This window comes from Rhizobium arsenicireducens (assembly GCF_964021225.1).
Genome location: NZ_CAXHYK020000001.1, coordinates 2893232 through 2915368, shown reverse-complemented (window position 1 = coordinate 2915368; position 22137 = coordinate 2893232). Strand labels below are relative to the sequence as shown.

15 protein-coding genes and 2 pseudogenes are annotated in these 22137 nt (G+C 63.1%); 8 read left to right on the top strand and 9 right to left on the bottom strand.

The features are described from left to right. Window positions 1-135: 135 nt before the first annotated feature. Both ACWPVA_RS14450 and cysG read left to right on the top strand, forming a co-directional pair. Window positions 136-2793, top strand: a complete 2658-nt coding sequence (locus tag ACWPVA_RS14450; RefSeq protein WP_454288342.1) for a nitrate reductase — start codon at window positions 136-138, stop codon at window positions 2791-2793. Beyond that, window positions 2765-4321: pseudogene (gene cysG, locus ACWPVA_RS14445) on the top strand (siroheme synthase CysG); the annotation flags it as partial. The gene ACWPVA_RS14450 and the pseudogene cysG, both read left to right, overlap by 29 nt. Window positions 4322-4460: 139 nt before the next feature. Here the strand turns inward: cysG and ACWPVA_RS14440 are convergent. The 7 genes and pseudogenes from ACWPVA_RS14440 to ACWPVA_RS14410 form a co-directional block, all read right to left on the bottom strand. Continuing rightward, entirely contained in the window at window positions 4461-5399 is a 939-nt protein-coding gene (locus tag ACWPVA_RS14440) for an IS110 family transposase (protein WP_454286697.1), read from the bottom strand. Window positions 5400-5619: 220 nt separating this feature from the next. Beyond that, window positions 5620-6199 (bottom strand): annotated as a pseudogene (locus ACWPVA_RS14435) (IS630 family transposase). Between the two features lie 530 nt (window positions 6200-6729). Continuing rightward, window positions 6730-7503, bottom strand: coding sequence for an AAA family ATPase (locus ACWPVA_RS14430; RefSeq protein ID WP_454288341.1), 774 nt, complete (start codon window positions 7501-7503; stop codon window positions 6730-6732). Window positions 7504-7696: 193 nt separating this feature from the next. Further along, window positions 7697-7945, bottom strand: coding sequence for a WGR domain-containing protein (locus ACWPVA_RS14425; protein WP_454289600.1), 249 nt, complete (start codon window positions 7943-7945; stop codon window positions 7697-7699). Between the two features lie 364 nt (window positions 7946-8309). Beyond that, window positions 8310-8741: a PIN domain-containing protein gene (locus tag ACWPVA_RS14420; protein ID WP_454288340.1), complete on the bottom strand. Its 432-nt coding sequence runs from the start codon at window positions 8739-8741 to the stop codon at window positions 8310-8312. Next, window positions 8738-8986, bottom strand: coding sequence for a FitA-like ribbon-helix-helix domain-containing protein (locus tag ACWPVA_RS14415; protein ID WP_454288339.1), 249 nt, complete (start codon window positions 8984-8986; stop codon window positions 8738-8740). Before ACWPVA_RS14415 ends, ACWPVA_RS14420 begins: the two co-directional genes overlap by 4 nt. Before the next feature lie 368 nt (window positions 8987-9354). Further along, window positions 9355-9726: a hypothetical protein gene (locus ACWPVA_RS14410; RefSeq protein ID WP_454288338.1), complete on the bottom strand. Its 372-nt coding sequence runs from the start codon at window positions 9724-9726 to the stop codon at window positions 9355-9357. On the opposite strand from ACWPVA_RS14410, the gene ACWPVA_RS14405 reads away from it, so the two are divergent. Then, window positions 9698-14338 carry a putative Ig domain-containing protein gene (locus ACWPVA_RS14405; RefSeq protein WP_454288337.1) on the top strand — a complete coding sequence of 1547 codons (4641 nt, stop codon included), beginning with the start codon at window positions 9698-9700 and terminating at the stop codon, window positions 14336-14338. The two genes, ACWPVA_RS14410 and ACWPVA_RS14405, sit on opposite strands and share 29 nt — an antisense overlap. 203 nt (window positions 14339-14541) lie before the next feature. Here ACWPVA_RS14405 and ACWPVA_RS14400 read toward each other — a convergent pair whose 3' ends face one another. Beyond that, window positions 14542-15135: a recombinase family protein gene (locus ACWPVA_RS14400; protein ID WP_454288336.1), complete on the bottom strand. Its 594-nt coding sequence runs from the start codon at window positions 15133-15135 to the stop codon at window positions 14542-14544. A 326-nt stretch (window positions 15136-15461) separates the two neighbouring features. On the opposite strand from ACWPVA_RS14400, the gene ACWPVA_RS14395 reads away from it, so the two are divergent. Both ACWPVA_RS14395 and ACWPVA_RS14390 read left to right on the top strand, forming a co-directional pair. Next, the gene (locus ACWPVA_RS14395) at window positions 15462-16451 is read left to right on the top strand and encodes a phosphotransferase enzyme family protein (RefSeq protein WP_454288335.1); all 990 of its coding nucleotides are present in this window, start codon (window positions 15462-15464) and stop codon (window positions 16449-16451) included. Window positions 16452-16461: 10 nt separating this feature from the next. Beyond that, window positions 16462-17790, top strand: a complete 1329-nt coding sequence (locus tag ACWPVA_RS14390; protein ID WP_454288334.1) for an aspartate aminotransferase family protein — start codon at window positions 16462-16464, stop codon at window positions 17788-17790. Window positions 17791-17850: 60 nt separating this feature from the next. Here ACWPVA_RS14390 and fabG read toward each other — a convergent pair whose 3' ends face one another. Beyond that, window positions 17851-18624 carry a 3-oxoacyl-ACP reductase FabG gene (gene fabG, locus ACWPVA_RS14385; RefSeq protein ID WP_454288333.1) on the bottom strand — a complete coding sequence of 258 codons (774 nt, stop codon included), beginning with the start codon at window positions 18622-18624 and terminating at the stop codon, window positions 17851-17853. A gap of 315 nt (window positions 18625-18939) precedes the next feature. Here fabG and ACWPVA_RS14380 point away from each other — a divergent pair, with 315 nt between their 5' ends. Genes ACWPVA_RS14380 through ACWPVA_RS14370 form a run of 3 tightly spaced genes read left to right on the top strand, consistent with a single transcriptional unit; the run spans window position 18940 to window position 22137 of the window. Continuing rightward, window positions 18940-20079, top strand: coding sequence for an ABC transporter substrate-binding protein (locus tag ACWPVA_RS14380; RefSeq protein ID WP_454288332.1), 1140 nt, complete (start codon window positions 18940-18942; stop codon window positions 20077-20079). Between the two features lie 29 nt (window positions 20080-20108). Continuing rightward, on the top strand, window positions 20109-21239 hold the full coding sequence (locus tag ACWPVA_RS14375; protein WP_454288331.1) for an ABC transporter ATP-binding protein: 1131 nt from the start codon (window positions 20109-20111) through the stop codon (window positions 21237-21239). Between the two features lies 1 nt (window position 21240). Next, window positions 21241-22137 (top strand): ABC transporter permease, encoded by an 897-nt coding sequence (locus tag ACWPVA_RS14370; RefSeq protein ID WP_454288330.1) that lies wholly within the window; start codon window positions 21241-21243, stop codon window positions 22135-22137.

Below are 22137 nucleotides of genomic sequence, written 5' to 3'. Positions count from 1 at the left end.
CTCCCCGCAGGCGGGGAGAAGGCGGATGGAACGCCGACGGTACCACACGTCCCTTCTCCCCGTCCAAACGGGGAGAAGGTGCCGGCAGGCGGATGAGGGGCAAGGGTCAGTTGAGAAAAGTGAGGGTCGCTGTGAATGCCCACTGAAACCCGAACCACCTGTCCCTATTGCGGCGTCGGCTGCGGCGTGATTGCCAGGGTCGATGATGCCGGCCACGTAAGCGTCAAGGGCGACCCGGACCATCCGGCCAACTACGGCCGCCTGTGCTCGAAGGGATCGGCGCTGGCCGAAACGCTCGATCTCGACGGTCGTCTGCTGGCACCCGAGATCGCGGGCACGCCGGTCAACTGGGACGCGGCGCTGGACCTGGTCGCAACCCGGTTCGCAGATACCATCGCCGAATACGGCCCCGACGCCGTCGCCTTCTACGTCTCGGGTCAGCTCCTGACCGAGGATTACTACGTCGCCAACAAGCTGATGAAGGGCTTCATCGGCTCGGCCAATATCGACACCAATTCGCGCCTCTGCATGGCCTCGTCCGTCGCTGGCCATCGTCGCGCCTTCGGTTCCGACACCGTGCCGGGCACTTACGAGGATCTAGAACTGGCCGACCTGATCGTGCTCACCGGCTCCAATCTCGCCTGGTGCCATCCGGTGCTCTACCAGCGGATCGTCGCCGCCAAGGCTGAGCGCCCGGCCATGAAGATTGTCGTCATCGACCCGCGCCGCACCATGACCTGCGACATCGCCGACCTGCATCTGGCGGTGCGCCCCGACGGTGACGTGGCGCTGTTCAACGGCCTGCTTGCCCATCTCGCCCGAAGCCCGGCGCTCGACCAGACCTATATCGGCGCCCATACGAACGGCTTTCCCGAGGCCTTTGCCGCGGCCTCGTCCGTCACCATGGCCGACTTGATCGAGGCGAGCGGCCTGCCGGCCATGCAGATCCGTGAATTCTTCTCCCTGTTCGAACGCACGGAAAAGACCGTCACCTGCTACAGCCAGGGGGTCAATCAGTCGTCCAGCGGCACCGACAAGGTCAATGCCATCATCAATTGCCATCTGGCGACGGGCCGCATTGGCCGGCCCGGCATGGGGCCTTTCTCGCTGACCGGGCAGCCCAATGCCATGGGCGGCCGCGAGGTCGGCGGCCTCGCCAACATGCTCGCCGCCCATATGGTGATCGAAGACCCGGAACACCGTGACCGCGTACGGCGCTTCTGGAATGCGCCGACGATGGCCGACAGGCCCGGTCACAAGGCCGTCGAGATGTTTCAGGCCGTCGCCGACGGACGCATCAAGGCGCTGTGGATCATGTCGACCAATCCGGTGGTCTCGATGCCGGATGCCGATGTGGTCAAGGCTGCGATCACGGCCTGCCCCTTCGTCGTCGTCTCCGACATCCTGCGCGAAACCGACACCACAAGACTCGCCCACGTCCTGCTTCCCGCCACCGGCTGGGGCGAGAAGGACGGCACGGTGACCAATTCCGAGCGCCGCATCTCCCGCCAGCGGACCTTTCTTCCCCCGCCCGGCGATGCCCGGCCGGACTGGTGGCAATTGGCCGAGGTCGCCCGCCGCATGGGCTTTGCCGAAGCCTTCGCCTTTGCCTCGCCGGCCGAGATCTTCGCCGAACACGCGACACTCTCGGGCTTCGAGAACGACGGCGTTCGCGACTTCGACATCGGCGCCTATGGTGATATCGACGAGACCGGCTTTGCCAGGCTCGAGCCCTTCCAGTGGCCGCAACCGGCGGGAACCGGACGGCAGGAAACCCGCTTCTTCGCCGATGGTCGTTTCTATCATGCCGATGGCAAGGCCCGCTTCGTCGCGGTCGAGGCCGACGTGCCGGTCCGGACCTCCGCCGACTTCCCCCTGGTGCTCAACACCGGCCGGGTGCGCGATCACTGGCACACCCTGACCCGCACCGGCAAAAGCACCCGCCTGTCTGCCCATCTGGCCGAACCCTTCGTCGAGATCCATCCCGACGACGCCGCCAATCTCGGCATAGGCGACGCCGATCTGGTGCAGCTCGAAAGCCCGCATGGCCACGTCATCGTACGGGCCCTGCTCACCGCCCGGCAGGCGAGGCGCGGGGTCTTCGTGCCGATGCACTGGACCGACGAATACTCTGCCCGCGCCCGCGTCGATACGCTGCTGCCGTCGATCACCGATCCCATCTCCGGCCAGCCGGCCTCCAAGCATGGCGCGGTCGCGGCCTGCCGCTTTGCCGCCGGCGCCTATGGTTTTGCCGTCAGTGCGGTGAAGCCCTCCGGCCTCGACGCGACCTACTGGGCGCTCGCCCGGGCCGAGGGCGGCTGGCGCGTCGAACTCGCCTTCGACGCGCCGCTCTCCGATGTCGAGGCCTGGTGCCGGGACCATTTCGCCTTGCCCGATGCCGCCGCAAGCCTTGGCTATTGTGACCGTGCCAGCGGGGAGGCCCGCATCGCCTTCTTTGACAGCAATGCCTTGCTGCTCGCCCTGTTCCTGGCGCCCGATCCGGTCTCTGTGTCGCGCAACTGGGCGATCGGGCAGCTGTCCGAACCGCATGCCGACAGCCGCACCCGCTTCGCCGTCGTCGCCGGCCGCCCGGGTGCCGGCCGAAGCGATCCGGGCGCCACCGTCTGTTCGTGTTTCTCCGTCGGCGTCAACCAGATCGCCGGCGCCGTGCGCGGCGGCTGCCTGACCGTCGAGGCGATCGGCGCCACGCTCTATGCAGGCACCAATTGCGGCTCCTGCCGCGCTGAAATCAGGGGGATCATTGATGGATGCCAGGTCGCTGCCGCTGAATGACAAGGGTACAAGGCCCGCGCCCGCCCGCATGGCTCCGCTCGCCAAGCTGCCGGTCTTCTGGTCGCTGGAAGGCAAGCGCGTCGTCGTCGCCGGCGGCTCGGACGCCGCCGCCTGGAAGGCGGAACTGCTGGCCGCCTGCGGGGCGGAGGTGCATGTCTATTGCGCCGAGGATGCTGTATCGGATGTCATGCAGGGGCTGATGGCGGAAATGCCCCTCATCCCCCCGCCGGGACCTTTTCCCCACGAGCGGAGAGAAAGCGAAAGGAGCGTCGTCGGTGCCACGGATTCCTTCTCCCCGTCGGAACGGGGAGAAGGTGGTGGCAGTCGGAGGAGCGGCAACGACGTTGCGTCGCGCGGTCTTGTCTTGCATCATGACGCAGTCTGGTCGGACGCAAGCTTCCGAGGCGCTGCTCTCGCCCTTGCCGACTGCGAGACGGAAGACGAAGCCCGCGCCTTCTTCACCGCCGCCGTTGCTGCCGGCGTGCCGGTCAACGTCATCGACAAGCCGGCCTATTGCCAGTTCCAGTTCGGTTCGATAGTCAATCGCTCGCCCGTGATCGTGTCGATCTCCACCGATGGTGCCGCCCCGATCCTCGCCCAGGCGATCCGCCGCCGCATCGAGACGCTGCTGCCGCCGGCGCTGAAACAATGGGCCGAGCTTGCCCATTCGCTGCGCGAGCGGGTCAGCGACAGGCTCGCCCCCGGCGCGTCCCGCCGCGCCTTCTGGGAGCGCTTCGTCGACCGGGCCTTTGCCGGAAACCAGCCGCCGGAGGAGGGCGTGGACCGGACGCTTCTCGCCGATGCCGAAAGGCTCGGCCGTGCGCCGGCCACCGGTCGCGTGACGCTCGTCGGCGCCGGCCCCGGCGATGCCGAGCTTTTGACGCTCAAGGCCGTGCGCGCGCTTCAGGCCGCCGATGTCATCCTGTTCGACGATCTCGTCTCCGAAGAGGTGCTGGAGCTTGCCCGCCGCGAGGCAAAGCGCCTGCTGGTCGGAAAGCGCGGCGGCCGGGCGAGTTGCAAGCAGCAGGACATCAACGATATGATGGTCCGCCTGGCCAAGGCCGGCAAACGCGTGGTGCGGCTAAAATCCGGCGATCCGATGATTTTTGGCCGGGCAGGGGAGGAGATCGCACGGCTGCAAGAGGAAGGCATTCCGGTCGATGTCGTGCCCGGAATCACCGCCGCCAACGCGATGGCCGCCCGCCTCGGCATCTCACTCACCCATCGCGATCATGCGCAGTCGGTGCGTTTCGTTACCGGACATTCGCGCGATGGCGGCCTGCCGCAGGACATGGACTGGTCGTCGCTCGCCGATCCGCACACGACCAACGTCTTCTACATGGGCGGCCGAACCGCACCGCTGATCGCCGCGCGGCTGATCGACGAAGGCGCATCCCCCGCGACCCCCGTCGTCATCGTCAGCAAGGTCAGCCGCCCGGCGGAACGCCAATGGCGTGGCACGCTGAAGAACATGGCCGAAGGAATCGCAAGCATCGGTTATGATGACCCTGTCCTGATCGCCATCGGCGGCAGTCTCGCGGCCGTCGTCCGGTCGGGCGGGCCGTGCCGAGATCGCTGCGCGGCGGGTACAGGCGTAATGACAGGTTCGGCAAGAGGTCGTCACCCCTGTCTCAGGGACAAACCGTTGGCTAGAGTATCCGTTTTGATCAAGCGGGTTTTGGGATCCATTTCCTGTTGTTTCGCAGAAGTGCGTTTGCCAGGAGGATGAGCTTTCGCATGATGGCTGTAATGGCGACCTTGGGTGGCTTTCCTGTTTTGACGAGGTCGTCGTATTTTGCCTTGAGATCTGGGTTGAAGCGGCAAGCGACGAGGGCGGGCATGTAGAGCGCGTGGCGGACGATGGCCCTGCCGCCAGCAATGAAAGCGCGTCCGGTCCATCGTCCGGACTGGCGGCTCACCGGCGCAAGACCGGAGAGTGCGGCTGCGGCTTTCTCATCCAGTTCGCCCAGTTCAGGCATCTCGATGAGAAGTGTAAAAGCCGTGACCTGTGACACGCCCGGAATTGAGACGAGGATGTCGAACCTAGCCTTGCGGGATGCGTCCTCGGCAATCAAGGCCATGATGGCTTCGTCCACGGCCTTGATCTGGCGCTCGATCTGCCTGAGCCTTTCGACGTTGTGTTTCTTCAGCAGCGGGCTGGAAAGGTTCTTGGCCCTGTTCTTCGCGGCGGTCCTGTCTTTGACGAGCGCCAGCCGCGCCATATGCAACTCTTTCAGATCATTATGGTCTTGTGTATTGGCCTGCAGGATGCGCGGTTCAAGAAGCGTCCCGTAGCGGGCCAGCAGTTCGGCATCGATCCGGTCCGTCTTGGCAAGCCTGCCGGTGGCTTCGCAAAAGCGCCGGGCAAGGCGGGGATTGACCTTGGAGAGCGGCAAGCCATTTGCGGCCATGAAGCGCTCGAAGGCCTTGTGGTAGGGGCCGGTGGGTTCATAGACGATGCGCTCCACGCTCTTTGCGCCGATCCATTTGAGAATGGCCGCAAAACCCTTGCGGTCATTGCCCACCCTCAAGTTTTGACCGTCTGGCAGGCTGTGCAGGTCGATATGGTCTTTCGAGATGTCCGCGCCGATGGTAATATCCGTCATCTTTTCCGCCTCCTATGCTTGTCATCCGAGCCCGAAACTCGGGTATCCGTTCAGGACGATTGGAAAAGATGGGGGCGATCACACTCTAGCTCGGCCCGGCACTCGATGAATGGCGGCCTGCATTTCCACGATCCGTCCCCCATCGCCGGAAGAGGATGGCCGTCCTCTCCGGCGCTTCCTTATCTCACGAAGAAGCACAAATAGTCATAAGACAAGCAATTCATGATTTGACGGAAGCATAGCCAGCGTTGGCGAGATAGTTCGCGCATTCGTCGGGGTGGATTGTTTCAACCAGCGTGCCGATGTGACGCCAGGTGTCGTCAATGGTGCGCTTTTGGGCGAGCCGCATCCAATGTTTGATCTTGGAAAAGGCCTGCTCGATCGGATTGAGATCGGGCGAGTAAGGCGGCAGGAACCAGAGCCGCGCACCGGCGGCTTTGATGCTCTGACGGATGGCCGGCGACTTGTGACTGCCGAGATTGTCCATGATGACGATATCACCGGGCTTTAGGACGGGAACCAGTTGCTGCTCGACATAGGCGCGAAAGCACTGGCCGTTGATCGGCCCGTCGAAGACGCAAGGCGCTGTCATGCCATCGTTCCTCAACGCACCGAGGAAGGTCAGCGTGCGCCAGTGGCCGTGTGGCGTGAACCGATCCGGTCGCGCGATAGCGCTGCGACCACTTCACCACCGAAGAGACGGCGACTTCGAAACGCGCAGCCATTGCACGACTGCTTTCGCCGCTCAACACCGCTGCAACAACGCGCTCACGCAGATCATTCGATAATGGTGCGGTCATGAGATGCTGGCCTCCATCCAGCCAGCACCAGTGAATCAGAACAAAGGTGTTTTGGGAATCCGACCCGATTCAAAAAAGGACGGAAACGCTCTAGCACCAACCGGAAAAGCGGGGAAAACGCGCGGTCATCCTCGTTGAAAGATAAGGATTTTCGGCAAAGTTCTTCCCCGCCTTTGCACCCCTGCCCGCTTTCCTTGCGAGGATGCAATCCATCCTGATCTCTTCATGTCTCTCTCTCGATCCGAGGCGCTCGGGAGCGAGTTGACAGCTGTCAACAGGACGGCAGGATCGATACGGGCGTCTTGAAAGACGCTTGCAATACGAGCGGTGTGCCAGTTCCGGATTCGGTAGCATATGCCGCAGGCCAGGGAGCGCTGTGACCGTTTTGCGCCAAAGGAGGACATCGTTCCAAGCGGTCATGGCGGCGAATTTCGGACGTTCACAGCCCCAACCCTTTCGCGAAAGCTGCCGTCTAACCGGCAACAAACTTCCGCCATTTAAATCGCGCCGTTGACGCTCTCGGCGAGCATTCAAATCACGTCGCGCAACGCACGGTCCACAAAGTCGCCTGGATCGGTGGTGAAGTCTTTATAGAGCTTGAAATGCCGCGTATCACGTAGGTGGGTGTCCGCAATGCCCGCAGAAGCAATCTCCAGTAGCCGAGCACCAGGGACCGCCATAAGGATGGGCGAATGCGTCGCCATGATGATCTGTGCCTTGGCCGATCCTTGAATCTCATGCAGAAGGCGCAGCAGTTCCAGTTGGCGCCTCGGAGAAAGCGCGCTCTCAGGTTCGTCCAGAAAGTAAATTCCCTGTTTGCTCATGCGTTCTGAAAAAAAGCGCACGAAGCCTTCGCCATGGCTCCAGGACAGGAAGTCGGGCGGCGCGGCATTGGCCTCGCGGGCCGCTTCGTCGAGAAAGCGCGCCACGGAGAAGAAGGATTTAGCGCGAAAGAACCAGCCAGCCGTGACCTTTGGGAACCAGGCCGCACGCAGCGCGTTGGCAAGCAGGGCTCCGCTGCGGTCCAGCGCACGGGAATGATCAACCGGCCTGTAGCCCTTGCCACCCCCGGCCTCGTCATAGCCGCACAACGCGGCGAGAGCCTCGATCAGGGTGGATTTTCCGGTCCCGTTCTCACCGACGATGATCGTCACCGGCGTGGAGAAATCGAGGGAAAAATCCTTGTCGAGCCAGGGCAGGTTGAACGGATACTGCTCGCCCAGACCGGCATCCTCCCGCACCCAGAGACGCTTCAGGTATGGCGCCGGCAGTCTCGTCAGATTCGTTCTTCGCATCGCAGACATCGGCCCAGGCTATCCGTTGACAGTTTGTGACCATAGCAATCGGGCGCCCACAACGAAAGCCGACAGCCAAGGTCCGTTCAATGGTGTTCGCGCCCCAAGCGTGCGACCATGCACACAGCTCCGCCACGCCGATGAGACGATTTTCGGCGTCAGAGTGAGCCCTTGGACCGGTCGGCGGGGCCGTTGACAGCTGTCAACTCGAATGAGCGGCACGATAACCACGACGGGTCTTGGCGGCGGCGAGGCGCATCAGCGCTTCCATCGCATCGGCCTCATTGGCAAACAGCTCGACACGGGTGCGACCGCGCGTGCCGATCCGCCCCCACTGGCGCAGGAGCGCGACGCCGGCAAGCAGTGCCGGTTCGACCGACAGCACATAGAAACGCGCCATGTTGCGGGTGGGGTCCGTGCGGGTGAGAAGAAGGGGCTCTTGGCTCGACATCATCGAAGTAGAATGCCCGTGCGCCGCGCGGCGGTCCAACGACTAATCCGAATCGGTGAGGCCTGACCGATTCAGGATGGTGATGAATTCTGGCTTGTGTAGTCGGGTAGGGCAGGGAGCGCTCGAGCGGCATCATGGTCCGGGTCGGCCGCCTCTGTCTACAGCGAGCGCCGGGCCGTTGCCGCGCTGCACCTCAAGGCAGGCGGCGGGCATACCGTCCTGAGGAATTTGTCATCTGTGGACGGTTTCTGGCATCGCGGGGCAGCCGTTCCGCCGGGAGACGGGGCACGCGCGGCACGCCTCGACGAGAGGCTTCGACGCGGTTGACAGCTGTCAACACGATATGGCCGCTCTTGAGAAGGCTTCAATCGAGACTGCGAAAATCCCAGGGATTGACGATATCGACGCCGGTCTCGGCAAAATCGGCGACATTGCGGGTGGCGACGGATGCCCCGCGCGAGGCGGCAATTGCGGCGATCTGCGCGTCGAACTGGCTGATCGGCCGGCCGATGGCCCGGCGGCGGGCGGCAATCGCCGCATAGCTTTGTGCCGCGTCAGGGTCGAAGGCGAGGACGCGACCGGCGAGATCCTCGGCGAAGATGGGCTTCACCGCCGCCTCGAGCGCCTGGCGCCGGCGCCCTTCCGGCAGGAGCGCCAGTCCATGGAGAATTTCCGCCTCGGTTATGGCCGTGGTGAAGACCGCCTGGGCCGGCTGGGCGGCAAGCCAGGCGAGGACGGCCGGGGCAGGGGACGGTGCCAGAAGTTCGGACAGGACATTGGTATCGAGGATGATCATTCGGGAAAGACCGGCGCTTCGCGGATCGGCTCGCGCGGGGCGATCTCCAGCTCGACGCCGCCGAGTGCTGCGACACGACCGCGGATCGTCTCGGCAAGATTGCCCGTACGCCGGCTCTCGGCCGACAGCGCCGTGCGCAGGATGTCGCGCGCCTCATCCTCCATGGAGCGCCCATGGGTTGCCGCGCGCAGCCGCAGCCGCTGCTTCAGTCCCTCATCCAGATTGCGAATGGTGACGCTCGCCATATGAGTCTCCTGTCATCAATGATTGCAACATATGCAATGATTGCAGACGAGACAAGGTTGCACCTTCCCGAACTTGCGGCTCCTGCATTGCCGTCACATCGCGCCTCCTGATCTGCGAACCTCTTCGGTCGCAGCGCGGTATTCTCGACGGCGCCATCACACAGAGACTTAATTCGGCGCCAACTGAATCCAAATCCCGAACGACAGCTTAGACTTGTGTGAACCGACATTGCGCCTGTAGCCTTGAATTGCGGGCAGGGGGCCTGGAAGGGGAAACGACATGGGGAAAGATCCGTAGGGCGGCGCTGGCGAGGGCAGGAACCGCCCAGGGAAATTGCGATAGACGCCGACCTATCAAGCTGCTTCACCTATGCTTTCTTCCAGAATGCCATCCCTGTCATCCGCTCCATCAGCGGGTGGCGCTGCTTCGGTGCTCGCATAGCCACCCGTGGGAGCATTGCGACACCTGCATCGGCAACAACAATTCTACCCAATAATGGTCCCTCAAGTCGGTTGACCTTCCAACGCTCGCGGCCGTAGCTGCCCCCTGACGAAATCCGTTTGGATTCATGAATTTGGGGGAAAGTGAACATGGCCGACAACGCGAACGATAGGACCGGATTTGCGAATACCGCATTTCGGTTCTTCTGCCGGTTGGCCAGGTTTCTCGGTGTAACTGCCGCACTCCTTGCGGTTCCAGCGACCACCGCGATGGCGCAATCCGTCACGATCTCTGCCAATCCGACAACCTTCAATGTGGCTGGCGATACCATCAGTTTCAGCTATGTCCTCAATCCCGGGTCCTACACCATCACCGGTATCAATGCCGCCACCACAGCCATCAAGGGCGTGAGCGTCTCCTGTCCCAGTGTTGGAGCCGGTCTCGAGTGGCCCAACACGCTGACCTGCACGGGCTCCTATCAGGTTGACGCCCTGGACGCGATGTCCGGGCAGTTTTCCGACTTCGTTCAGATCTCGGGCACCCGGATCGGTGGAGCGGGCACCTTTTCGACCACGAGCAACACGATTGTCGTGAAGGCCGCGACGGGTGGGCCAGTTATCATTTCGCTCTCATCGACGCCGCGCCCCTCCTTGCCGGGCGAGACAGTCGCCGTCACTGCTACGGTTTCGTCGATGGGCTGCAACGCGGGCCAGTCGCCTCCAGGAAATGTCACGATCTCGATCGGTTCACAGTCGGCCACGCTTGCGCTTGCGCCCACGGCCCCTGTCAGCTCGGCCTCCTTCGCCACGTTCCAGACATCGACCCTGCCGATCGGAACCCATGCGGTTAGCGCCACCTATGCCGGCGGCAGCGGCTGCAGCGCGGGATCCACGACCGGCGCGGATCATCCCGTCGACACCAAGCCGACCGTCACCATCAATCAGGCCGCCGCCCAGGCGGACCCGACTGCAGGCTCTCCGGTCCTGTTCGACGTGCTCTTTGACAAAAGCGTGACGGGCTTTGGCGCAAGCGATGTCCAGCTTTCGGGCACGGCGGGCGCCACCAGCGCATCCGTCAGCGGCTCCGGCAGTTCCTATACGGTCGCCGTCAGCGGCATGACCCAGGCCGGATCGGTCATTGCATCGATTCCCGCCGGGAGCGCGACCAGCCTTGCCGGCTTCCAGAACGAAGCGTCGACCAGTTCGGACAACACGGTCGCCTACGTCCCGATCGAGATCACGCCCTCAACCCTTTCCAATCCCGTCTACCAGGTCGCCTACGGCCCTGTGAACCTTGCGGCAAGCGGCGGGACGGCGCCATACACGTTCTCAGTGTCGGCCGGTGCGCTTCCTGCGGGCATCACACTTTCCAGCGGCGGCGTCCTCTCTGGCACCGCCACGACGTCCGGCTCCTTCAATTTCACGGTGTCGGTCACGGATGCGGGTTCTGCGACAGCGTCTCGATCCTATTCGCTCACCATTGCGGCACCGACTGTTATCGTCGGACCAAGTTCCCTTCCCAATGCAACCTTTGGCGCCGCCTACAGCCAGACACTGACAGCAACAGGTGGGGCTTCGCCTTCCACCTTTGCGGTCACAGCGGGTTCACTGCCAGGCGGACTGAGCCTGAGCTCCGTAGGGGTTCTTTCCGGGATACCGACGGCTGCCGGTACATTTAATTTCGTGGCGACCGCAACCGATGCCAATGGCCATACCGGCAGCCGCGCCTATACAATGACAGTCAGTCCGACCGTTCCGGGTGCGCCGGTGATCGGTACGGCGACGGCCGGAGACACACAGGCAAGTGTCGCCTTCACCGCGCCGCCAAGCAATGGCGGCAACGCGATCACCAGCTACACGGTGACGTCCAACCCGGGCGGTATCACCGCAACCGATGTAGCAAGTCCCATCGTGGTCACCGGCCTGACCAACGGCACGGCCTATACCTTCACGGTCACGGCCACAAACATCGTCGGCACCGGCTCGTCGTCTGCGGCCTCCAATAGCGTGACGCCGGCGACGAGCCAGACCATTACCTTCGCCAACCCGGGCAGCCAGAACTTCGGCACGACCCCGACCCTGACGGCAACCGCCAGTTCCGGCCTGACGCCGACCTTCACCTCGAGCACGCCAACCGTCTGCACCATCACCGCCGGCGGCCTCCTGAGCTTCGTGTCCACGGGTTCGTGCACCATCAATGCCGACCAGGCCGGCAATGCCAGCTATCTGCCCGCCACCCAGGTGTCGCGCACCTTCACCGTCAATCCGATCGTTCCCGATGCACCAGTGATCGGCACGGCCACGGCCGGAGACACCCAGGCAAGTGTTGCCTTCACGGCGCCGGCAAGCAATGGCGGCAGCGCCATCACCGGCTACACGGTGACGTCCAACCCGGGCGGTATCACCGCAACCGGTGCGGCAATTCCAATCATCCTCACCGGCCTGACCAACGGCACGGCCTATACCTTCACGGTCACGGCCACAAACATCGCCGGCACCGGCTCGTCGTCTGCGGCCTCCAACAGCGTGACGCCGGCTTCCAGCCAGACCATTACCTTCGCCAACCCGGGCAGCCAGAACTTCGGCACAACGCCGACGCTGACGGCAACCTCGAGTTCCGGCCTGACGCCGACCTTCACCTCGAGCACACCGTCCGTCTGCACCATCACCAGCGGCGGTGACCTGACCTTCGTGTCGACTGGTTTGTGCACCATCAATGCCGACCAGGCGGGCAATACCAGCTATCTGCCCGCCACCCAGGTGTCACGCACCTTCGCCGTCAATCCCATAGCTCCAATCGCGAACCCGGTTTCTGCAACAGTCGCGACAGGTTCTTCCAACAATCCGATCACACTGAACATCACCGGTGGTGCGCCGACCAGTGCTGCCGTAGCCTCGGCTGCGTCCCATGGCGTTGCGGTCGCCTCGGGAACCTCAATCACCTACACGCCGGCCGCCGGTTATTCCGGATCGGACAGCTTTACCTATACTGCCACCAATGTCGCCGGAACCTCGGCGGCTGCGACCGTCAGTATCACGGTCACCGCCCCTGTGCTCGTTCTGACGCCTTCGTCCGGCGGTCTGACGGCGGGCAGGGTCGGCGACAGCTACAGCCTGAGCTTTGCTGCAACCTCCGGTACGGGTCCCTATTCCTTTGCAGTGACAAGCGGCACCCTGCCGACCGGCCTTGCGCTCAACACCGCAACCGGTGTCCTTTCGGGAACCCCGAGCGCGACCGGCGCCTTCAGCTTCACCATTGCAGCGACGGACACCTATGGCGCCACCGGATCGGCAAGTTATGCCCTGACAATCGCACCGCCCCCCGCCGTCTTGATATTTGCGCCTGCCTCCGGCGCCTCCTTGCCCGCGGCCATGGCAGGCGAAGCGTATAGCGCCTCCGTTCTTGCCACCGGCGGCACGGGCGGAATCATCTACAGCCTCAAGAGCGGTACACTTCCGCAAGGAATGATCCTCAATGTCTCGACGGGCGCATTGAGCGGACCGCTCGCGGACGACGCGGAGGTGAAGCGCTACAGTTTCGTCATCGAGGCGCGGGACTCGCTCGGCCAGACCGGAGAGGGGAGCTATGATCTGGACGTTTCCGCGCGCAACGTGACCGTCGGCGACCAGACGATCATTGTCCCGCCGGGAAGCGCGCCGCCGCTCGTCTATCTCAATCGCGGCGCGACCGGCGGCCCCTTCACTGGGGCTGCGATCCGCACAGTCTCGCCCGCGAATGCCGGTAAAGCCGAGATCATCCAGGGCGAGGTCGCGGCACTGGGGAGCGTCACTCCCGTCGGTTATTATCTCAAGTTCACACCGGCCGTCGGCTTCTCGGGTTCGGTCTCCGTCGGCTATGTGCTTCAAAGCGGCCTCGGCACGTCGAACGTCGCGAAGGTGACCTTCAGTCTCAGCCATGACGAAGACACAGTACGAAGCGAAATAGACGGACTGGTCCGAGATTTCGTCGGCACGCGCCAGAGCTTGCTCTCCTCCTCGATCAAGGTGCCGGGACTGTCCGAACGGCGTGCGATGGCCGCGGCCCAGGAACCGGTCACCACCCGGATCTCGCCTTCAAACGAAGCCATGACCTTTGGCTTTTCGACCAGCCTCGCCCAGATCGATGCAGCCCGGCAAGCGGCCAAGGGTAACGCCGCAGGTTCAGTGCCATTGCCGTTTAATTTCTGGATTGACGGTTCACTGATGATGCACCGAAGCGAGGAGGATGGCGATCAGTGGGGGACCTTCGCAATGCTCTCCGCAGGCGCCGACTACATGATTGGTGAGCAGGTGTTGATCGGCTTCTCCATGCACTTCGACCGCATGACCGACCCGACGGATGGCGACGCGAAGCTTGTCGGCAACGGCTGGCTGGCAGGCCCCTATGCCTCGATCGCGCTCGCCGACAACGTATTCCTCGATACGAGCCTGCTCTACGGCGGTTCGTGGAACGATATCGACACGACCTTCTTCGACGGCAGCTTCGATACCCGGCGCCTCCTTTTCGACGCGGAGCTGAAAGGACAATGGCAGCTGGACGAAAACACGCTCCTGGTCCCCAGCCTCCGCGCCGTCTACTTGTCCGAAACGGTTGATGACTACAGCGTGACCAATGGCAGCGGGTCCACCATCGACATGGATGGTTTCACTGAAGAGCAGATGCGCATGAGCCTGGGCGCCGCAGTTTCAAGACGCTATCTTCTGGACGACGGGGTCACGATCACGCCGAAGCTGGCGATCACCAGCGGCTTCGCCGGAATGGACGGCGAGGGCCTGTTCGGCACCGCGACCGCTGGAATCGAAATTGGCACCGAGACCAACTGGGATCTCGACCTGACGCTGCTCTATGGCATGGAAGGCAATGGCGATCAGTCCGGCGGGGCCAAGGCGACAATCCGCGTGCGCTTCTAGCGCAAGCGGATTGAAAGAACCGATTGCTTGCAATTAGCGGTTCCCTGGCCCCGAATGCCGGCTTGTTCGGCGGCAATAGGGGGGCCCGCTTTCAAGCATTGGCCCTCGCGGTCGCAGCAAGTTCTCCATCGGCTTTTCGTCTTCATCCTCCCGCATGCCAAGGGTTTGGCCGCGTTGGGGGGCCTTTCGGCAACCTGACGGCGTCATTCGGAGGGCGCTGGTTGCGCGCTCTTCGCCCGCGCCCGGGCCTGCGGAAAATAGTCGTAGAAGGTCACGCGGCTGATGCCGAGGCGTCGGGCGATCTCGGCCACCGCTATGTCGCCAGCCGCCAGCATGGCCTGGGCGGCTTTCTTGTCGTCTTCGGTCAGCTTGGGTGGGCGCCCGCCCTTGCGGCCACGCGCCAGCGCGGCTTTGAGGCCCTCCATGGTGCGCTCGCGGTTGAGGTCGAGGAAATATTCCGCCATGGCGCCATGGATCTGCAGGAAGAACCGGCCTTGCGCGCTTTCGCTGTCCAGTTGCTCGGTCAGGCTCTGGAACTTGATGCCGTCGGCGCGCAGCTTGTCGATCGTGCGCATCATCTCGACCAGGGAGCGACCCAGCCGGTCGAGCTTCCACACCACCAGCACATCTTCCGGCCGCAGATAGGCGAGGGCGCTTTCCAGCGCGGGGCGCTTGCTGCCCGCCTTGCCGGATTTCTTCTCCTCGAAGATCTTCTCGCACCCGGCGCGCTCCAGCGCGTCCCGTTGCATGTCGAGATTCTGGTCGGCGGTCGAGACGCGGGCATATCCTATCAGCATGTCAGGATAGTGCGTGGTTACCGTTTTCCGGTCAATAGATTTTCTGACATAGTTATCTTACAAAAGTTTCACCCAGCGGACTGCGATCTGGTGGGGCAGGGGAAGGCGTACGGAAAACAGTCGTTTGTCTATCATAGCCAGAGCCATTCACGTTCCACAGCGGTGTCGCTATACGCGCGGAAACCAACAAACGAACCACACAAGGTGAGGAAGAACCCGTTTATGGGCAAAGCGGCAGCAGCCCAATGCCCAACAAGAGATTTTTGTTGCACTTGTCACGTTTTAATGTTGGACTTGCAACTCTAATGACCACATGGAACGTCAACGTGTTGTACAACGCAGAATTTCTCTCCAGACTCACCAATGGCGTCAGGCACCTGATGCCAATCTGGGAAATCTCACCGAATGCCAGTGTAGAGCTTTTGACCATCTCGGAAAACGCCACCTTCCGTATTGATGACCAGGCGCTGGGACGGAACCTCATCGTGCGGGTTCACAGGCCAGACTATCATTCGGAACCTGAGATCCTCTCTGAACTCGCCTGGATCGAAGCGCTGCGACGGGATGGGACCGTCGCCACCCCTCGGCCGTTGGCAGGACGAGGCGGCGGCTTGCTGCAGAGCTTTTCCGACGGCGAAACGATCCGCCATGCCGTCGCGTTCGAATACATGTCCGGCGAGGAGCCGGATGCCGAGTTCGATCTGGTCAGGTGGTATGGCGCGCTCGGTAAGATCAACGCCCGCTTGCACGGTCACAGCCGCAACTGGAAGCGCCCGGACAATTTCACCCGCAAGACCTGGAACTTCGAGCGCATTCTCGGCGAAGGTGCCTATTGGGGCGACTGGCGCGCAGCCTTAGGGTTGACGCCGGAGGGCAGAGAGATCCTCGAGCGTACCCACGCGCTGCTCGAAACCCAGACCGCGACCTATGGCTACGGCGCCGATCGCTTTGGCCTCGTTCACTGCGACATGCGCGCCGCCAACCTGCTGGTCGAGGGCGACCGGCTCGGCGTCATCGATTTCGACGATTGCGGCCTGTCCTGGTTCGCCTATGACTTTGCCGCCGCGATCAGCTTCATGGAGCACGAGCCCTTCATTCCCGACCTGATGGCGGCCTGGCTCGAAGGCTACCGGCGCGTCGCACCGCTCGACGCCGAACACGAGGCGGCGCTGCCGATGTTCATCATGCTCCGCCGCATGCAGCTCACCGCCTGGATCGCCTCGCATGCCGAGACGCCGACGGCACAGTCCATGGGCACGACCTATACCGACGGCACCGTGGCGCTCGCCGAGCGCTATCTGACCGAACACCGTTGAGGAGAGCCCGATGAGCGTTGCCACCAAGGAGATTCTCGACCTCAACCGCTTTGATGCCACTCGCACCGAGGGCTTTCCGGCCGAACTCGCCGAGCGCGTCGCCAAACGCCAGGCCGCCTTCGGCGCTTCCTCCGTGCTCTTCTATGAGCAGCCGATCGAGATGGTGCGCGCCCGGGGCGCCTATATGTATGACGCCGGCGGGCGCCGATATCTCGACGTCTACAACAACGTGCCCTCGGTCGGCCATTGCCACCCACACGTGGTCGAGGCGGTCGCCCGCCAGGTCGGCGAACTCAACATCCACACGCGCTACCTCAACCGCGTCGTCGAGGCCTATACCGAAAAGCTGCTCTCAAAGTTTCCGGATAGCCTGAGCAATGTCGTCCTCACCTGCACCGGCAGCGAGAGCAATGATCTCGCCATGCGCATCGCCCGCATCGCCACCGGCGCGGAAGGCTTCATCGTCACCGAGGCCGCCTATCACGGCAATACGGCGCTGGTGACCGAGATCTCCCCCTCCTCGCTGCGCAAGCGCAAGCCCGCGCCCTTCGTGGCAATCATCCCGGCGCCCGCCCCCCGCGACGGCTTGAGCGTCGAGGCGAGTTTCGCCGCCTCGGTCGAACAGGCGATCGCCGAGCTGAAGTCGCGCGGCATCGGCCTTGCCGCACTGATCATCGACACGATCTTCTCAAGCGACGGCATCTATGCCGATCCGGCCGGCTTCCTGAAAGGGGCGACCGATGTCGTGCACCGCGCCGGGGGCCTGTTGATCGCCGACGAGGTCCAGCCCGGCTTTGGCCGCACCGGCGGCGGCTTGTGGGGTTTCGAGCGCCACGGCGTGACGCCCGACATCGTCACCATGGGCAAGCCCATGGGCAACGGTTTTCCCATGGGCGGGGTCGTCACCCGACCGGAGTTCCTCAAGCGGTTCTGCGAGGAGACCGGCTATTTCAACACCTTCGGCGGCAATCCGGTGGCCGCGGCGGCCGGCCATGCCGTACTGCAGGTGATCGAGGACGAGGGACTGGTCGAGCGATCCGCCACCGTCGGCGGCTATTTCGAGCAGTCGCTTGAGGCCTTGCAGGGCACCCATTCCGAAATCGGCGAGGTTCGCGGCGCCGGCCTGTTCATCGGCCTCGATTTCGTCGACCCGGCGACGGGAGAGCCGGACACGGCGCTCGCCACCCATGCGATCAACCAGCTGAAGCACAACGGCATCCTGATCGGGGCCGCCGGCAAATACGGCGCGACGCTGAAGATCCGCCCGCCGCTGTGTTTCTCACAAGAGGATGCCAATCTCTTCACCGGCACGCTCGACACCATTCTCAAGGCGCGTTGAAGCGCCCGCACACCTTGCGAAAAAGCCGGGCACGACAATCGTGCCCGGCTTTTTCCATTTTCAACCCATAGCTTCGAGCGCGCCAAGCGATTCCGGCAGGATCTGGCCACCATCGACGACAATCGACTGGCCGGTAATATAGGCCGCTTCCTCGGAGGCGAAGAACAGGGCGGCATTGGCGATGTCCGCCGGCGTGCCGAGGCGGCGGAGCGGCACCGAGGCTTCCATGGAAGCGATATATTCCGGACCGTTGCCCTCGAGGCCTTCCGTCATGATGTTGCCGGGCATGACGGCATTGACGGTGATCTTCTTCGGCGCAAGCTCGATCGCAGCCGTCCGCATGAAGCCGAGCTGGCCTGCCTTGCTCGCCCCGTAATGCGACCAGCCCGGATAACCGGTGATCGGTCCGGTGATCGATGAGGTGATGATGATGCGGCCGGAGCCTGCCTTGGTCATCGCCGGCAGCACCGCCGAGACGCTGAGGAAGGTGCTCTTGAGATTGGTCGAGATGACGTGGTCGAAATCGGCCGCCGTCATTTCGCCGAGCTTGGCGGCCGGGAAGATGCCGGCATTGGCGCATAGCACGTCAACGCCGCCATAGCGGGCGACGGCCGCCTCGACCATGCCCTTGCAGCCTTCTTCCGTGCTGACATCGGCGGCATATCCCGAGGCGTTCGGACCGATCTCGGCGGCGACAGCGTCAGCATCCGCCTGGCTGCGCGACACGACGAGCACGTTCAGCCCGGCCTCCCCGAAGCGCAATGCGATGCCCTTGCCGATCCCGCGGCTGCCACCCGTGACGATAACTGTTTTACCTTGTAGCGACTTCAACATTTCTGGCTCACTTCGTTGTTCTGGACCAAGGGGGCTCAGCCGCCGATATTGCCCGATTTTTTTGCGCGAGATTAAAACCTAGCCACTCCTGCATCGGCGATTGCCCAAAAGAAATGCAAAGTAATTCTCGTACATTAGGCGGAATTCGGCGGCGGATGCAGGACGCCGGCAGGCGTCATTTCGCTTGCCTCATCCCCATTGCGCAATGCACAATGAAGAAGAAAATAGATGTTGTAAACCACACATTTTTACGACACAGTTCCAACATTATAAGTTCACAAGCCGTCACAGCCGGCCAAAAACAGGGGAACGATAATGATGAAACTCTCCAGACGTAACATGATGCAGATGATGGGCGCCGCCGCCCTTTCCGGTCCTCTGGCAAGCGCCACGCGCGCCTTCGCCGCGCGCGAGAAGGAACTGAACATCCTCTGCTGGGAAGGCTACAATTCCGCCCAGGTGCTCGACCCGTTCCGCTCCAGCCAGTCGGCGACCGTCAAGGCCGAAAGCCTGACCAACGACCCGACCATGATCAACCGCCTGCGCGCCGGCGAAACCAAGATCTGGGACCTCATCAACGTCAACAATCCCTGGGCCCGCAAGGTCATGGCACCGGCCGGCCTCATCAAGCCTTTGCCGCGCGCCGAGTTCGAGCCTTACTTCGACACCATGCTGCCGGACTTCAAGGCGCCGTATCGCTGGGCAATGAGTGACGACGGCAAGGACCTGCTCGGCATGGCCCAGCGCTTCGGGCCCTACAGCTTCGTCGTCAACACCGACAAGGTCAGCAAGGCGACGGCGGAAGAACAGGGCTGGGACCTGTTCAACGACACGGCCCTCGCCGGCAAGTACGGCATCCAGGAATCCGACGACTGGAACGTGTTCAATATCTTCCTGATCGCCGGCATCAACCCGTTCAAGGAACACACGGAAGAGGAGTTCAAGACCTTCTCCGCGACCGCCGAGAAGGTGTTCAAGGGCGCCAAGATGGTCGGCGACATGGCCTCGCTCAACCAGGCGCTGGTTTCCGGCGAAATCGACCTCTACATGACCGGCGGCACCTATTCCGTCTCGCCGGCCCGCGCCGACGGTTATCCGAACCTGCGCGCCATCACCCCGCTCAAGGGCCCGATCGACGGCAAGGGCGGCATTTCCTGGATCGAGATCACCTCGACCGTCAACAATCCGGACCTGTCGCCGCTCGCCATCGAATTCCTCAAATACGTCCAGGACCCGGAAGTCGCCCACACGGTCGCCTTTGCCGAGGGCACCTTCAACCCGGTCAGCCAGATGGGCAATCCGAAGTGCTTCGAACTCTTCACCAAGGACGAACTGGACGCCATCCAGTGGGACAGCCTTGAAGAGGACATGGCCCGTTCGGCCGAGTACGACATCGTGCCAGACTACGACAAGGCACTGGAACTGATGACGGCGGCCAAGCGCCTGCGCGGCTGAGCCGGTCCTGTCCCGACGGAGCAAACGAAATGAGCCTTGCGATGATCTCGCCCACCCTGACCGACACGAAATCGGAGACCGAAGACGCAGTCCAGGCTACAACGGCACCGGTTCTGCAGCTGGTCGATGTCCGCAAGACCTTCGGCGACTTCGCCGCGGTCGACGGCATCAATGTCGACATCAAGGAGGGCGAGTTCGTCACCATTGTCGGACCCTCCGGGTCCGGCAAGACGACGCTTCTGCGCATGCTCGCCGGCATGGAATTGCCGTCGGAAGGCTACATCACGCTGCGCGGCGAACTGATCAACGACGTGCCGGCCGACAAGCGGCCGACATGTCTTGTCTTCCAGTCGCTGGCGCTTTTCCCGCACAAGACGGTCGGCGAGAACATCGAGTTCCCGCTGAAGGTCCGCAAGATGCCGGCCGCCGAGCGCAAGGCCCGTGCGCTCGAGCTGATGCGCATGGTGCGCCTGCCCGAGAGCTACTATTCCAAGAACGTGATGCGCTGCTCGGGCGGCGAAAAGCAGCGCGTGGCGCTGGCCCGCGCCTTTGCCTACGACCCGGACGTGCTGTTCTTCGACGAGCCGCTGTCGGCGCTCGACTACAAGCTGAAGAAGGTACTGGAGAAGGAGCTGAAGGACCTGCACCGCGAGAGCGGAAAGACCTTCGTCTACATCACCCATTCGCTCGAGGAAGCCATGGTGATGTCCGACCGCGTCGGCGTCATGAGCCGCGGTCGCCTCGTGCAGATCGGTACGCCGGAGGAGATCTATACCCGGCCCGCAACCCGCTTCGTCGCCGAGTTCTTCGGCGAAGTGAACAGTTTCGAGGTGAAGCGCGAGGGTCAGGGCGCCTGGACCCTGACCGACGGCAAGCCGATGACGGTGGCCCCGGTCAACGAGGCGATCGGCGACACGGCCACCGTCATCGTGCGGCCGGAAACCATGCGCTTCGTCACCGGCCCATCGAGCGCCGACAACCTGATCACCGGCAAGATCTACAACGAATATTCGCTCGGCTCGCGCATGCAGTATCAGGTGCATTCGGGCGAACGGATCTACCTCGTCGAGGCGGCACGCACGGCGGTTGCCGGCATCTCCGCAGGTGACACCGTCACCATCGGCTGGGATGCCCGCGATGCCATCGTGGTGGGAGACTGACATGGCGGCTGTTACTCACGAGGATAGGGCAAGCCGCACAAGTGCGCTGCCCGCAATCCCCGCCGGCCTGCGCGCCGCCGGCCCTGTCGTCATCCTGCTGGTGCTCGGCTTCCTCGCCCCGCTGCTGACGGTCGCGGCTTACGCCTTTGCCACGCCGAAAAGCTTCGACGTCTTCCGTTCCTTCACCTTGGCCAATTTCGCGGCGATCTTTGACACCTCCAATACCGTATGGATGTCGTTTGCCTGGTCGCTCGCCTATGCATTCGCCACCGTGGTGCTTCTGGCGGTGATCGCCTATCCGATCGCCTACGGCCTCAACCGCATGTTCGGCAAATGGTCTGGCTTCATCGGCGTGCTCTTCGTCTTTCCGCTGTTCGTCTCGGAAAACGTCCGTCTCTATGGCTGGGTGCTGTTCTTCATCAAGAACGGCGTGCTCGACGGCGGGCTGAAATGGCTCGGCTTTTCCGGCGGCCCGGAAGTGCTCTACACGCCCGGCGCCATCCTCTTCGGCATGCTCTATGTCTACCTGCCCTTCATGCTCTTCCCGATGTCGCTCGGCATCGCCATGATCCCCAAGGATCTGGTCGATGCGGCGCGCGACCTTGGTGCCGGCCGGCTGATGATCTGGCGCGAGATCGAACTGCCGCTCGCCATGCCCGGCATCCTGATCGGCATGCTGCTCACCTTCGTGCTCGGCGCCGGCGCCATCGCCGAATCCAAGATCCTCGGTGGCCAGTCGGTCATCACCATCGCCCAGGATATCGAGGTCGCCTTTACCTATGCGCAGAACTGGCCGCTGGGTTCGGCGCTCGCCATCCTGCTCGTCATCATCGTCAGCGGGCTTGCCCTCTACGTCCTGTCGAAGCTCGATCTCGACCGCATTCTCGGAAAGAAGTGA

Bases quoted from the DNA above. Each gene is read 5' to 3' on its own strand.
- ACWPVA_RS14450 (WP_454288342.1), top strand. From the start codon at position 136: ATGCCCACTGAAACCCGAACCACCTGTCCCTATTGCGGCGTCGGCTGC.
- ACWPVA_RS14440 (WP_454286697.1), bottom strand. From the start codon at position 5,399: ATGACGGATATTACCATCGGCGCGGACATCTCGAAAGACCATATCGAC.
- ACWPVA_RS14430 (WP_454288341.1), bottom strand. From the start codon at position 7,503: ATGTCTGCGATGCGAAGAACGAATCTGACGAGACTGCCGGCGCCATAC.
- ACWPVA_RS14425 (WP_454289600.1), bottom strand. From the start codon at position 7,945: ATGTCGAGCCAAGAGCCCCTTCTTCTCACCCGCACGGACCCCACCCGC.
- ACWPVA_RS14420 (WP_454288340.1), bottom strand. From the start codon at position 8,741: ATGATCATCCTCGATACCAATGTCCTGTCCGAACTTCTGGCACCGTCC.
- ACWPVA_RS14415 (WP_454288339.1), bottom strand. From the start codon at position 8,986: ATGGCGAGCGTCACCATTCGCAATCTGGATGAGGGACTGAAGCAGCGG.
- ACWPVA_RS14405 (WP_454288337.1), top strand. From the start codon at position 9,698: ATGGCGCAATCCGTCACGATCTCTGCCAATCCGACAACCTTCAATGTG.
- ACWPVA_RS14400 (WP_454288336.1), bottom strand. From the start codon at position 15,135: ATGCTGATAGGATATGCCCGCGTCTCGACCGCCGACCAGAATCTCGAC.
- ACWPVA_RS14390 (WP_454288334.1), top strand. From the start codon at position 16,462: ATGAGCGTTGCCACCAAGGAGATTCTCGACCTCAACCGCTTTGATGCC.
- fabG (WP_454288333.1), bottom strand. From the start codon at position 18,624: ATGTTGAAGTCGCTACAAGGTAAAACAGTTATCGTCACGGGTGGCAGC.
- ACWPVA_RS14380 (WP_454288332.1), top strand. From the start codon at position 18,940: ATGATGAAACTCTCCAGACGTAACATGATGCAGATGATGGGCGCCGCC.
- ACWPVA_RS14375 (WP_454288331.1), top strand. From the start codon at position 20,109: ATGAGCCTTGCGATGATCTCGCCCACCCTGACCGACACGAAATCGGAG.
- ACWPVA_RS14370 (WP_454288330.1), top strand. From the start codon at position 21,241: ATGGCGGCTGTTACTCACGAGGATAGGGCAAGCCGCACAAGTGCGCTG.